Annotated in this window: 14 protein-coding genes; 9 read left to right on the forward strand and 5 right to left on the reverse strand. The window is 39.6% G+C overall.

Annotated elements, in window-relative coordinates:
• Positions 1 to 111 precede the first annotated feature (111 nt).
• The 3 genes from AC3IRX_RS08375 to AC3IRX_RS08385 form a co-directional block, all read right to left on the reverse strand.
• Positions 112 to 906 carry an SDR family oxidoreductase gene (locus AC3IRX_RS08375; protein WP_489209642.1) on the reverse strand — a complete coding sequence of 265 codons (795 nt, stop codon included), beginning with the start codon at positions 904 to 906 and terminating at the stop codon, positions 112 to 114.
• Entirely contained in the window at positions 899 to 2,032 is a 1,134-nt protein-coding gene (locus AC3IRX_RS08380) for a 3-phosphoshikimate 1-carboxyvinyltransferase (protein WP_489209644.1), read from the reverse strand. Before AC3IRX_RS08380 ends, AC3IRX_RS08375 begins: the two co-directional genes overlap by 8 nt.
• A gap of 131 nt (positions 2,033 to 2,163) precedes the next feature.
• Positions 2,164 to 2,490, reverse strand: a complete 327-nt coding sequence (locus AC3IRX_RS08385) for a nucleotide pyrophosphohydrolase (RefSeq protein WP_489209646.1) — start codon at positions 2,488 to 2,490, stop codon at positions 2,164 to 2,166.
• Between the two features lie 274 nt (positions 2,491 to 2,764).
• Here AC3IRX_RS08385 and AC3IRX_RS08390 point away from each other — a divergent pair, with 274 nt between their 5' ends.
• From AC3IRX_RS08390 to AC3IRX_RS08425, 8 genes are all read left to right on the forward strand, one after another.
• Complete coding sequence (locus tag AC3IRX_RS08390) at positions 2,765 to 3,016, forward strand: type B 50S ribosomal protein L31 (protein WP_459084802.1); 252 nt, start codon at positions 2,765 to 2,767, stop codon at positions 3,014 to 3,016.
• A 158-nt stretch (positions 3,017 to 3,174) separates the two neighbouring features.
• A complete protein-coding gene (locus tag AC3IRX_RS08395) occupies positions 3,175 to 4,338 on the forward strand; it encodes a GlmU family protein (protein ID WP_489209648.1) in 1,164 nt (387 codons plus the stop codon).
• A gap of 110 nt (positions 4,339 to 4,448) precedes the next feature.
• Positions 4,449 to 4,964, forward strand: coding sequence for an RNA polymerase sigma factor (locus AC3IRX_RS08400; RefSeq protein ID WP_489209650.1), 516 nt, complete (start codon positions 4,449 to 4,451; stop codon positions 4,962 to 4,964).
• On the forward strand, positions 4,933 to 5,616 hold the full coding sequence (locus AC3IRX_RS08405; protein WP_489209651.1) for a hypothetical protein: 684 nt from the start codon (positions 4,933 to 4,935) through the stop codon (positions 5,614 to 5,616). The genes AC3IRX_RS08400 and AC3IRX_RS08405 overlap by 32 nt, the downstream gene beginning before the upstream one ends.
• Positions 5,617 to 5,626: 10 nt before the next feature.
• Positions 5,627 to 6,868 (forward strand): DUF4252 domain-containing protein, encoded by a 1,242-nt coding sequence (locus AC3IRX_RS08410; RefSeq protein WP_489209652.1) that lies wholly within the window; start codon positions 5,627 to 5,629, stop codon positions 6,866 to 6,868.
• An 8-nt stretch (positions 6,869 to 6,876) separates the two neighbouring features.
• Positions 6,877 to 7,413 carry a DUF4252 domain-containing protein gene (locus AC3IRX_RS08415; RefSeq protein ID WP_489209653.1) on the forward strand — a complete coding sequence of 179 codons (537 nt, stop codon included), beginning with the start codon at positions 6,877 to 6,879 and terminating at the stop codon, positions 7,411 to 7,413.
• Positions 7,414 to 7,528: 115 nt separating this feature from the next.
• On the forward strand, positions 7,529 to 8,989 hold the full coding sequence (guaB, locus tag AC3IRX_RS08420; RefSeq protein WP_489209655.1) for an IMP dehydrogenase: 1,461 nt from the start codon (positions 7,529 to 7,531) through the stop codon (positions 8,987 to 8,989).
• The gene (locus AC3IRX_RS08425; RefSeq protein ID WP_489209657.1) at positions 8,990 to 9,439 is read left to right on the forward strand and encodes a DUF6759 domain-containing protein; all 450 of its coding nucleotides are present in this window, start codon (positions 8,990 to 8,992) and stop codon (positions 9,437 to 9,439) included.
• 71 nt (positions 9,440 to 9,510) lie between these two features.
• On the opposite strand, the gene AC3IRX_RS08430 is transcribed toward AC3IRX_RS08425, so the two are convergent.
• Positions 9,511 to 10,623: a DUF4407 domain-containing protein gene (locus AC3IRX_RS08430; RefSeq protein WP_489209658.1), complete on the reverse strand. Its 1,113-nt coding sequence runs from the start codon at positions 10,621 to 10,623 to the stop codon at positions 9,511 to 9,513.
• 124 nt (positions 10,624 to 10,747) lie between these two features.
• Positions 10,748 to 11,302, reverse strand: coding sequence for a crossover junction endodeoxyribonuclease RuvC (ruvC, locus tag AC3IRX_RS08435; RefSeq protein ID WP_489209660.1), 555 nt, complete (start codon positions 11,300 to 11,302; stop codon positions 10,748 to 10,750).
• Positions 11,303 to 11,546: 244 nt separating this feature from the next.
• Between ruvC and AC3IRX_RS08440 the strand changes: the two genes are divergently transcribed.
• Entirely contained in the window at positions 11,547 to 11,867 is a 321-nt protein-coding gene (locus AC3IRX_RS08440) for a hypothetical protein (RefSeq protein WP_489209662.1), read from the forward strand.
• Positions 11,868 to 11,883 lie beyond the last annotated feature (16 nt).

Genomic DNA, 11,883 nt, shown 5'->3' on the forward strand with positions numbered 1-11,883 from the left:
TACAGAAGATAAGAACCCCTAAACCAACAAGGGATCTAGTCCCTATGCTCCCATACACAACAAAAAAAGCATCCGAGAAGGGATGCTTTTGTGGGTTAATGCAGAGGGGTATTACTCTATTTTGTTGTATTTCCTCATGAGGGTTTCGTAGAAGTTCTGAGGCAAGAGCCATTTAAGAGGAACTCCAATTCTCTGACCCAATTTACCGAAATAATAGTGTGCCTTCCAGTTTTTCTTGTGAAGCAGTGACTCTATGTACTGAGCGACTTCGAGGGTCGTACTTCCTTTGTCTACGTGGGTATTCATCAGTCCATATACTTTATTGAATACGTCTTCGTAAGGCTTTGAAATGGAGCTTTTCACTCGGGAATCCGCTATACTGGTTTGAATGTCGCCTAGATGCAGACTGCAAATTTGGACGTTCCAGGGGCGTACTTCATATCGGATGGCTTCGGTGACGCGGTCCACAGCCGCTTTCGAAGCACTGTAAAATCCCCGAAACGGAAGTCCCATTTCAGATCCAATACTTGAGATGTTAATGATTTGTCCCGCTTTTCTTTCGCGCATACTAGGAAGAACAGCCGAAATCATTTCCACGGTTCCAATTAGATTTAGTGCAAATAATTTTTGGATTTCATTTTTTAGTGCGTCTTCAATGGCTCCGACCATTCCCATTCCTGCGTTGTTAATTAAGACATCAACTCTTTTTTCCTTTTCTAGGATATACGAAAGGGCAGAAGCTATTTCAGCCTTTTGGGTTATATCGGTAGGGATCGTTTGAAACTGTGGGTTTTGAATGTCCTTACGACTGAGACCATAGACAGTGTGCCCTTGTGTGGAAAGATGCTCCGCTAGGGTCTTACCTATGCCGGTGGAACTCCCCGTGATTACGATTACTTTATTCAATGTTATTTGTTTTTATAGGTTTTGTTACGTGCTTTAGATCGCTCCAAAATTTAGGATAAGATTTTTCAACCACCATCGGGTCTAAAATTTTCAGATCTCCTTGCAATAGATACGGAGCAAAACTCATGGCCATTCGATGGTCGTCATAAGTCTCGATTTCGATCGAGGAGTCCGGGGATGTGTATTCCAAGGTCTCTATGGTTTCTTCTGTCACCTTTACAATACAACCAATTTTTTTTAGTTCTTGTTGAAGGGCTAGAAGTCGGTCTGTTTCTTTTATTTTTAAAGTCTTAAGTCCCGTAAAATAAAACGGAATTTTTAAGATGGCAGCTGTCACACAAAGCGTTTGAGCAATGTCTGGACTGTCGTTTAAATCCGCTGTTATTGCCTCAGGATAATGGGCTAGCTCTGGAAGTAGACTAATTAGTGTTTCTTGAGTATCCGTGACTGTATTCACACCGAAAAACTCCCAGTAATACCGCTTTAAGGCTGAATCCCCTTGGTAGGAATGGCTTTTGAAACTACGAAGTTTAATAGGCTGTCTTGCAATGGCTGCCAGGGAGTAAAAATAAGATGCCGAGGACCAGTCGCTTTCCACTTTTACAAACGTAGTGTTGGATAGCTTTTCTTCGAGTTTTAAGGGCTTTATATCAATTCTATTATCGGATATCTGCACTTCTATCCCAATGTTCTTTAGGAGTCTTCTGGTGAGTAGGAGATAAGGTTTAGAAGTGATTTCTCCTTCAAGTTCAATACGGATCCCATGGATTAGTTTCGCACCAATTAACATTAGAGAGGTAATGTACTGACTCGAGATATCGGAGGCAATCCGAACTTTACTCTTTTGGATTTTGCGTCCTGTTATTTTTAAAGGAGGATACCCTTCTTTCTCAACGTATTCAATTTCGGCCCCGAGTTCCCGTAGCGCTTCAACTAATGGGCCTATTGGACGCTGTTTCATGCGTGTAGAGCCCGTTAAAATTTTAACTTCACCCTCCTGAATTGCATAATAGGAGGTTAGAAAGCGCATCGCGGTCCCTGCGTGACCAATGTTAATCGTTTGCTCCTCACTTTGAATGGCATTGATTAAAACCTGTGTGTCTTTCGAATCCGAAAGATTTTCCATTTTTACGTTTTGGAAAAGGGCATTTAATATAATGAGGCGATTGGAAACGCTTTTTGAACCGCATATTTGTACGGTTTGATTGGGTATTAATGTGGAGTGTGTAAGTAACATACGCTCTAATAAGTAAGACTTTATTTTAATTTTGGGTTGTTTTGATGTCTTTGCTCGTCGCGTTTCGTCTTCAAAAGCATCTTGCGATCAAAAGCATCTTGGAGATTGATACCGGTTTGATTGGCGAGGCACAAAGTGACAAAAAGAACATCTGCAAGCTCTTCGCCTAAATCTTTTTCTTGGTCACTAGGCTTTTCGCTTTGTTCTCCGTAGCGCCGGGCCATGATTCGTGCTACTTCTCCTACTTCTTCAGTAAGGATCGCCATGTTGGTAAGTTCGCTAAAATAGCGTACGCCAACCGTCTCGATCCACTGATCTACCCTAGCTTGTAATTGTGTGATTTCCAAACCCTAAACTGTTTTTGTTTTCCTAAAAATATCGATTAATTGGCTGAAGTACTCTGCAAATGCCGCGAACAAATCGAGGCGAAAAAGTAGTTGATAAGCAGATACTTTCCTAACTTGTCAAATGTAATAAAATCGGATTACTTTTGGCTTAATTTTTATTGCAAATCATTTTGTGTATTTGAAAAAAAATCTTAATTTTGCAGTCTAAATTTTAGCAGAGGAATATCCATTACTATTTCTGAAGCAAACCTTTAATTTTTTTAAAATTTTTATTATGAAACAAGGAATTCACCCAGAAAATTATAGACTTGTTGTTTTCAAAGATATGAGTAACGACGAGATGTTTCTTTGCAAGTCAACTGCAGAAACAAAAGACACCATTGAGTTCGAAGGATCGACTTACCCATTAATCAAAATGGAGATCTCTTCTACATCTCACCCATTTTATACTGGGAAAGTGAAATTAGTTGACACGGCGGGTCGTGTAGACAAGTTCATGAACAAATATAAAAAGTTCGCGAAGTAAGCGAATCATTACTTTTCTTTTTGCCCATTGGGAAAAAGAAGTATTTAATTACCACAAAGCTGTTCCAAAAGGAGCAGCTTTTTTTGTGGTTATTTAGGGTAGAATAGGTAAAAATAGCAGAATTATCGTATTTTTGATACCAAGATAATACGTTATTTATGATTCAATTAGTGTTTTCAGATGCCCAATATTGGGAGGATTTTCTTCCTTTAACCTATACAAGGCCAGTGGCCTCGATGCGTTGTGGTATTTATACGTTTGCTGAACGTTGGCAAAAACTTTTAGATACAGATCGAGCAAGCTATGTGACAGAGGCGTATCTCGAGGCTAAGTTCCCAGCGCCGGAAATGGTAGAGAGCTTATTTATTGTTCCTAATTTTTTACCGACTCCAAGTGTACTAGAGCAAATTAGATCTTTAAGTTTGGGAGAAGCACTTGTTTATAACAATGAACTTCTAGTGGCGAGAGTGAATATGAAGGATTTCTCTTTGAGCCAAATTGAGAAGATGACGGATATTACAGAAGATCTTTTGTTTTACTCGCAGCCGACGGATTTGTTTACCTTTAATAAGGAGGCCATTGATTTCGATTTTGAACTTGCTACCAAGGGAAGAACCTCCGCACCTCTTTCAGAGACTTGTGGGTTTCTTGGAGATCCAAAGGATCTGTTTATAGAACCGGGTGCTGAGTTAGAGTTTGCAACGTTAAACACAAGAAGCGGTAAAATTTATATTGGAAAGGATGCGGAAGTAATGGAAGGCTGTCATTTGCGCGGTCCTATTGTTTTAGGAGATCATTCTAAATTCAATTTAGGGGCAAAAGTGTATGGCGCCACTACGATTGGTCCTCATTGCAAGGTAGGAGGGGAAATTAATAATATCATTATTTTTGGCTACTCAAACAAAGGGCACGACGGGTTTGTCGGAAACTCTGTGATTGGTGAATGGTGTAATTTAGGAGCCGATACAAATTCATCCAATTTAAAGAACAATTACGCAGAAGTGAAACTCTGGAGCTACCGAACCAAACGCTTCGAAGGGACCGGACTTCAATTTGCGGGTCTAATCATGGCGGATCATTCAAAAACGGCTATTAATACACAGCTAAATACAGGAACGGTTGTTGGCGTCGGGGCTAATATTTTTAAAAGTGGTTTCCCACCCAATTTAGTGGAGCATTTTTCCTGGGGTGGAATGAAAGGAGATCCTAAGTTTAGAATAGAAAAAGCCTACGAAGTAGCAGAGAAAGCAATGTCAAGACGGAAAATTCCTCTTTTGGAGAGCGACAAAGCAATTCTAAAATATGTGTACGAGCAGCAATAGAAGCGACTCTAGGATACTAAATAATAAAATCCGTCTTTTTTTGACGGATTTTTTCGATTCGATGTAATACTTTAAGACTTGGTATTGTCTTATTATTAGAACCCAAAAATATGACTCAGGACGATTTTGAAGCGACCGTATTTACTCTCAAAGATGAGATGTATCGTTTTGCCAAAAAATTCGTGCGTAGCAGTGACGAAGCGCAAGATATTGTGCAAGATTTGATGATTAAGTTTTGGCAAAAACGTGAGACTCTGCATGAATATCAAAATTTGAAATCGTTTGCTCTACGATGCGTCAAGAATGAATGCTTGAATAGGCTTAAACATGAGGATGTAAAATTAGGGTTTGCAAGTTTTACCTTGCGCCGAAGTGAACCTAGTAAAGCGGAGCCTAACAATTTAAAAGAGCACATACTAAAGTTTATTGATCAGTTGCCTGAGAAACAGAAATTGGTCGTTCACCTAAAGGATGTAGAAGAATACGAAGTATCAGAAATATGTGAAGTGTTGCAAATGGAAGCCAATGCCGTGCGCGTAAACTTAAATAGGGCCCGCGAAAAGCTACGCTTCAAAATTACAGAACTGATGAATTATGAAAAAAGAGAACTATCCACAGACCTATAAAGATCTTTTAAAAGACTTAAAAGACGATTCACTTGAATGGGAATTCAAAGATTTTATAGAAGAGGCTCAAAGTGCGCCTAAGAAAGAATTCGTAGTTGGGAATTCAAGAAAGAGAAACTCTAGACCTTATTTTCTTGTGGCCGCTAGTGTGACACTGCTGGTAGCCTTAGGGGTGGGTTATTTCATGAAGTCCCCATCGGAAACAAACGTGGAGTTTGCCGATAGACAGGTGAAGGAAGCGATCTTATCAGAAAAACAAAGTTTTGAATTGGAGAATCAGGCCCAAGCGAAGGTAGAGACGGAGCAGGAGTCTAATTCGGCACCAGATTCGATCGGAAAAAATAAGCAAGCCTCAAATTCGGAGCAAGAGGTACTCAATACGATATTACCTACTAGAGGTCGAATTAAGAAACACGGGAAAGTCCGTTATGTACAAAATGAACCTAAGGAGGTGAAAACTTCGGAATCGAAGAAAAGCTCGGGGGGGACGAAGAATGAATACCAAGACAATTATGTCATAATCAATGGTCAGAAGATTGAAAATGAAGCCGAAGCCATTGATATTACAAAATACTCGTTAAGAATTTTGTCTGACAAAGTTTCCCAAACCGTAGCTAAGGCTGACGCCACATTTGAAAATGTTGAATTTTAATTACAAAGCAATGAAAAAAATAATACTTAGTTTTTTGTTCTTGGGATCTGTTCTCAATGTATTTGGACAAAAAACAAAAATCATAGAGCTCTTTGATCGGTATCAAAATACCGAGGGCATTACTTCAATTAAGATTGCCAAGCCTATGTTTAGTCTTTTAAGTCAATTGGATTTACAAGATGCCGAACTGGAAACGATTCAACCTATGCTAGGGAAGATCGACGGAATTCGAATACTCATTTTGGAATCTTCTGAGGGCAAAGCACAATCGCTTTCGAACTTGCGTCAAGGCTTAATTTCATCGATTCAGAATCTTCATTACGAGGAACTAATTACGGTCAACAGTAACGATAGCAAAGTGCGGTTTTTGGCAGCGGATACGAAAGGGGATACCCTAAGCGATTTACTTTTAAGTGTGAGTAATGGGGACAATATGGTGTTCATGCTTCTTGATGGGAAGATTTCGATGGAAGATGTGAACAATTTAGCCACGAAAAGTCAGTCCTCTCTAAATTCAAGTCTTGAACAAAGCGAAACCCGTAGTTCAAATTCTAGCATTTTAACTCGGGAAGTTCGTAGGGTAGAAAAGTTTACTGGAATTAGTGCGAGCTCGGGTGTGAAGGTGTCGTTTACCCAAAGCCCAGAGCAAAAGGTGACGGTCAGCGCAGATGGAGACAAATTGCAATATGTTAAAACAGAAGTTGCGAGTGGAATTTTGAGAGTTTTTATCGAATCTCCAAACAAGAAAGGAATTTCCTTTAAGAACTTGCACGTGGAAGTGTCCGCGCCCAACATAACGGATGTCAATGTAGCGGGAGGGGCAAACTTTAATGGTCTAAATCGCGTGTCAGGGAGAAATTTTGATTTAAAGATCTCTTCAGGTGCTCGTCTATCCTTAGACCTTGATGCCACCGACAGTGTGAATTTGCACGCAAGCTCAGGCTCAAACGGAGCTCTAAATGTGAACACAAAGTCTCTCGATGTAAAAGCCTCTAGCGGAGTGAACGTATCCTTAAACGGACTCGCTACGGCTGCCGCATATGAAGTATCCAGTGCAGCGACAATCAATGCGCAAGACCTCAAATCGGAGGTCGTACGAGTCGATGTCTCTTCTGCGGGGAATTTGAAGATTAATGCTACGAAGAGTGTAGAGGGCGAGGTGAGTTCTAGTGGATCGGTTAGATACCGTTCCAATCCAAAACCCGCTTCCCAAGTGACATTAAAATCAGCAGGCAGTTATAAATCATTTTAAGAACCACCATGAAAAATTTTAAAACCTTTTTTTTACTTCTTGTTTTCGGAGCGGTGCTACAATCGTGTATGGTTTCGAAAAAGCAAAACGTGAATTTTTTCAATGAAGATACTCCCGGCTTTTCGGATGCGAACTACGTCAAGGTAAATGTTCCTATGTGGCTTGCGAAGCCTGTCGTAAAAATTGCTCTGCGAGATGAGCCCGATGGACCCGCACTGATTGCTCTTCTAAAGAAAATATCAGACGTTCAAATCTTTACAGTCCAAAACTCGAGTAAAGAGTTAAACCGTAGTTTTGCTCGATTTATGAACCAAAGAGACCTTGAACCCTGGGTTAGTGTTAAAAAAGATTCTGAAACAATCGATTTTAGCGTGCAGCGAAAATCCAATCAAATTCGCAAATTTTTAATTGCGGTGAAATCTGATGCAGAACTTGTCTACATTGATGTAAGTGGAAAGTTCACGGAGAAGGATCTTTCGGATTTGATTAATTATTCCAGAAGTCACGATGCAACGAAAGCCATTTCTCGTACTCGAAATTTATAAATTTCGTGTTGATAGATAAAACCGAATTTCACGATTTGTGTTAATTTTCAGTAACATATTGGAGAAAATTTTTACTTTTCAAATAAAAGGTTTAATTTTGCACAGAAAGTAAAAGATGTCTATACATAACAAAATCGTGGAGACAGCCATCACTTTCGATGACGTTCTTCTTATTCCTTCTTATTCTGAAGTACTACCTAACCAGGTCTCTCTAAAATCAAGACTTTCTGATAAAATTACGCTCAATGTTCCCATCGTATCTGCTGCAATGGATACCGTGACGGAAGCGGACATGGCAATTGCTCTAGCTCGTATCGGAGGCTTAGGGTTTATTCATAAAAACATGAGCATTGAAGAGCAGGCGGGTCAAGTGAACCGCGTAAAACGTTCTGAGAATGGAATGATTGCGGATCCTGTTACTTTATCAAAAGACCATACTCTTGGAGAAGCAAGAGATTTAATGGCAAAATTCAAAATTTCTGGACTTCCGGTGGTAGACGCTGATAATACTTTAATTGGAATTATCACGAACCGTGATGTGAAATACCAAGAGAATCTTGACGCGAAAGTAGAGGAGTTAATGACCAAAGAGGATCTTATTACTTCTGACAAAAGCACGACTCTTGAAGATGCAAAAGAAATTCTACTCAAAAATAGAATCGAGAAATTACCGATCGTTGACGAGAAATTTAAACTCGTAGGTCTAATTACCATAAAGGACATTGACAATCAACTTGAATACCCGAATGCAAATAAGGACGAAAGTGGACGCTTACTAGTGGGCGCCGGAGTCGGAATCGGAGAAGATACCATTGCCCGTGTTCAAGCCCTAGTGGATGCAGGTGTGGATATTATCGCAGTTGATTCCGCCCATGGACATTCCAAAGGTGTACTAGATAAAGTAAAAGAAATTCGCTCTAATTTCCCTGAACTTGACATTGTAGGAGGAAATATTGTGACCGCTAAAGCAGCCGAAGATCTTATTGCAGCAGGAGCAAACGTTCTTAAAGTGGGAGTGGGCCCAGGTTCGATTTGTACGACCCGAGTGGTAGCCGGTGTGGGAGTTCCACAGCTTTCTGCTATCTACAATGTGTTTGAGTATGCAAAAACGAAAAATGTGGCTGTCATCGCAGACGGTGGGATCAAACTATCTGGGGACATTGTGAAAGCAATCGCTAGTGGTGCCGGTGCTGTGATGCTAGGTTCTTTGCTTGCCGGAACAGACGAAGCTCCCGGTGAGGAAATTATTTTCCAAGGCCGTAAGTTTAAATCTTACCAAGGAATGGGAAGTCTTTCTGCCATGAAACGAGGCGGAAAAGAAAGATACTTCCAAAGCGAAGCGAAAAAATTTGTACCGGAAGGAATTGAAGGGAGAGTTCCCCACAAAGGAAAGATTGAAGACGTGGTGTTTCAATTAACAGGGGGCGTAAGAGCTGGAATGGGTTATTGTGGTGCGAAAGACATTGAGGCACTTCAAAACGATACGCAAATGGTTCAAATTACAGGATCTGGTTTGAAAGAGTCGCATCCTCATGATGTAATCATTACTCAGGAAGCTCCAAATTATTCATTGTAAATGGAAAAGAACAGTGCGGTCCTTCTCCTGGGACTATTTCTTCTTTTATTTACTTTTTCTTGTGCCCCACGGGTGCAAATCGTAAAGACAGAAGTAGAGCCAAAACCTAAAGTGATACCCAAGAAAGTCATTCGGACTGAATTTGAGATTTTGATGGAGCGAGATTCCATTGCAAAACATCAAACGGCAGCGGAATCATTGGATATATTGCTTAATTCAAATGAAGGGGAAAAAATCTCACTCATTGTCTACAACGAATCCAATTGCGATTTGATTTTGAGATTTACAGGGACGGCAACGTACAATTTGCCGATTTACAAAAGAGATAAAAATTTCATTGTTCTTGAGAAAGGCAGTTACACCTTGAAAGGGAAACTTTGCCACGCGTTTTACGATCGAAATAAAGAGTTTACTCAAAGCTCAACTTTGAGAATTATGGAAGGAAAATAAGTTCTTTCTTAAAGATAAAAAATACTGCATGCGACTCGCATGCAGTATTTTTTTGACCTATAGGTTTCGGTTTATTGATTTGGATCTCTCGTAGGATCCTTTGTTTTAGAAAGTAAGTCCTCTAGTTCTTGAGGATAGTTTTTAAGTCGCCACTCACTTGCGAGTTTTCCTTTTTCAATCTTTTCATTTGAATAGAGTTTAAAACTATGCTCGTGCTCTTCGAGCAAATAGTCATAGGGTCCAATGGGCGAGATCAGTTTTACAAGCACCGGAGAAATTTCAAGGGCAATAAAAAGACCCATGATGAAAAGCGAAGCGAGTGCCATGATCTTGGAATTCTCCCCGAGCTCGTCAAGAGCTTGAAGTCTCGCTGCAAATCCATTAAAGCCTTCTTCAAAAACGTCTGTTTTTTTACGTTCTGTCTCCAAGTTTTGGTAGACCTTTGAAATTTCCTGATCCAAATATTCGGTCCGCTGTGCTACACTCTTTTGGTAATTGTCCAAATCAATACGCCTTTGTTCCTTTAGTTCCGACTTACGTTTTGCATTGGGGCCGTACCCTTCTCTACCAGAAGTAAGTCCCGTTTTGGTTCCAAGGATTTCTTTTTCCAGTTCGACAGAAGCGGAATCGTAGGAGGCTCTGAGGCTAGCCGTTTTATCTGCAATTTGTTTCTTTTCCTCTTCGAATGGACTGTTTTGCTTTAAGATTCTCGCATTCATTTCGGATTGCAGTTGAGCTTTGTTTCGCTGAATGATACTGCTGAGTTGCTTGTTTACTTCTTTTTCAAAAACCTTTAGTTCCAATGGTTTTGAAATGACAATACCCAGGAAAGTAGCGAGCAGAATTCTTGGCATGGCCATGAAAAATTGATTCCAAAATGTCCCCGTTTTCTTTATAGAAGAAACGATATAGCGGTCTAAATTAAAAATCATTAAACCCCAAAGTAGGCCAAATGCACTCGCTGCCCAAAAGTTATCAAAGACAGTATAAAGAGCATACCCCGCTGATAGTGTGGCGAACGCGGCCGTAAATAAGATGACCCCGCCAATGCCTGCAAATTTATTCCATTCGCTTGGAGACTTTTTTAGTAGAATAAGGTTTCCCCCAGAGCATAGGATTAGAAATTTCTGAAACCAATTCATCGAATGGTTTGATGGTTTTGTATTGTGATGTGGTTTGTTCATAACAAGTGTGACTAAAATTAATAAGTGCTGTTTTTCACAACAATGTTACAGATAGTATTAGGTTTAACCAAGTAAATTGATTGTAAAATGTATTTACAATTCAAGAGAGCTGAAAATTAGGTAGTTATTTAATTCGGTCGGGGTTTTGTTTTAGAAAACTATCCCATCCGCTATACGATTTGTCTACTTGAACCGCATTGGAATTGTAATGATGGCAGACGGCGACGGCGAGTCCATCGGAGGCATCCAGATATTTCGTGGGAAATTCCTTTAGGTTGAGTAAAGTCTTGAGCATAGCAGCAACTTGCTCTTTGCTGGCATTTCCATTGCCGGTGATCGCCATTTTGATTTTTTTTGGAGAATACTCTTTAATTGGAATGTCACGGTAAAGAGAGGCTGCCATTGCAACTCCCTGCGCTCGGCCAAGTTTCAACATGGATTGCACGTTCTTCCCATAAAAGGGGGCTTCTAAGGCCACTTCGTCTGGATGGTATTCGTCGATAAGGGCCAAGGTTCTTTCGAAAATGTGCTTTAGTTTAGTTTCGTGATTTGGATATTTTTTAAGGATAAGTTCATGAATGGAGACAAGTTGAATCTTCTCCTTTTCCACGGAGATGATTCCAAATCCCATGATGGTTGTTCCTGGGTCAATTCCTAGTATAATTCGCTGCGTGTTCACTGTACAAAAGTAAGGCTTTTATTATTTGAAATAGGGAGATGTACTCTTTTTCAAACGATTTAGTTGACCTTAAAATGTTGATAAATATTTTTAATAAGGTGATTGAAAAATTGAAATGGACAAATAATACCGGTTGAAATTTGCAAATATTGAATAATTTGCTCTGAAAGTTTAAAACAAATTTGCTCATTTCATAATTTATAAGTACTTTCGACGTATAAACTAAATTATTAAGAGAAATAAATTGTTACTTTTTGGTGGTGGAGCAGTTTTGCTTGCCACATTATCATTTGCTCCAAAAAATTCAAAATCGGTTGAGATTGACTCAAGTGGGAATGTCAAAATCAATTTCGAGAATATGACGGATGCTGATATTAATTATCTCCTTGATAACACGGAAACTTATAACGGAGATGGTATTTTTAAGCAAACAATATTTTTTCATGAGTCTGCTAGAGATGGTACTGTGAAAGAAACAGTTGCAGTTAATGAAACTACTAATCCCGAACCTCCTAAAGATAAACTTCCCGCACAATTATTGGAAATAATTAATAAATATAATTAACCCCCCCACATACAAT

The organism is Epilithonimonas sp. KH_059 (assembly GCF_057838485.1).

What these genes read in the sequence shown, in the direction of transcription:
- AC3IRX_RS08415 (WP_489209653.1), top strand. Translation starts at nt 6,877, where the DNA reads ATGAAAAATTTTAAAACCTTTTTTTTACTTCTTGTTTTCGGAGCGGTG.
- AC3IRX_RS08400 (WP_489209650.1), top strand. Translation starts at nt 4,449, where the DNA reads ATGACTCAGGACGATTTTGAAGCGACCGTATTTACTCTCAAAGATGAG.
- AC3IRX_RS08395 (WP_489209648.1), top strand. Translation starts at nt 3,175, where the DNA reads ATGATTCAATTAGTGTTTTCAGATGCCCAATATTGGGAGGATTTTCTT.
- guaB (WP_489209655.1), top strand. Translation starts at nt 7,529, where the DNA reads ATGTCTATACATAACAAAATCGTGGAGACAGCCATCACTTTCGATGAC.
- AC3IRX_RS08430 (WP_489209658.1), bottom strand. Translation starts at nt 10,623, where the DNA reads ATGAACAAACCACATCACAATACAAAACCATCAAACCATTCGATGAAT.
- AC3IRX_RS08410 (WP_489209652.1), top strand. Translation starts at nt 5,627, where the DNA reads ATGAAAAAAATAATACTTAGTTTTTTGTTCTTGGGATCTGTTCTCAAT.
- AC3IRX_RS08425 (WP_489209657.1), top strand. Translation starts at nt 8,990, where the DNA reads ATGGAAAAGAACAGTGCGGTCCTTCTCCTGGGACTATTTCTTCTTTTA.
- AC3IRX_RS08390 (WP_459084802.1), top strand. Translation starts at nt 2,765, where the DNA reads ATGAAACAAGGAATTCACCCAGAAAATTATAGACTTGTTGTTTTCAAA.
- AC3IRX_RS08380 (WP_489209644.1), bottom strand. Translation starts at nt 2,032, where the DNA reads ATGGAAAATCTTTCGGATTCGAAAGACACACAGGTTTTAATCAATGCC.
- AC3IRX_RS08405 (WP_489209651.1), top strand. Translation starts at nt 4,933, where the DNA reads ATGAAAAAAGAGAACTATCCACAGACCTATAAAGATCTTTTAAAAGAC.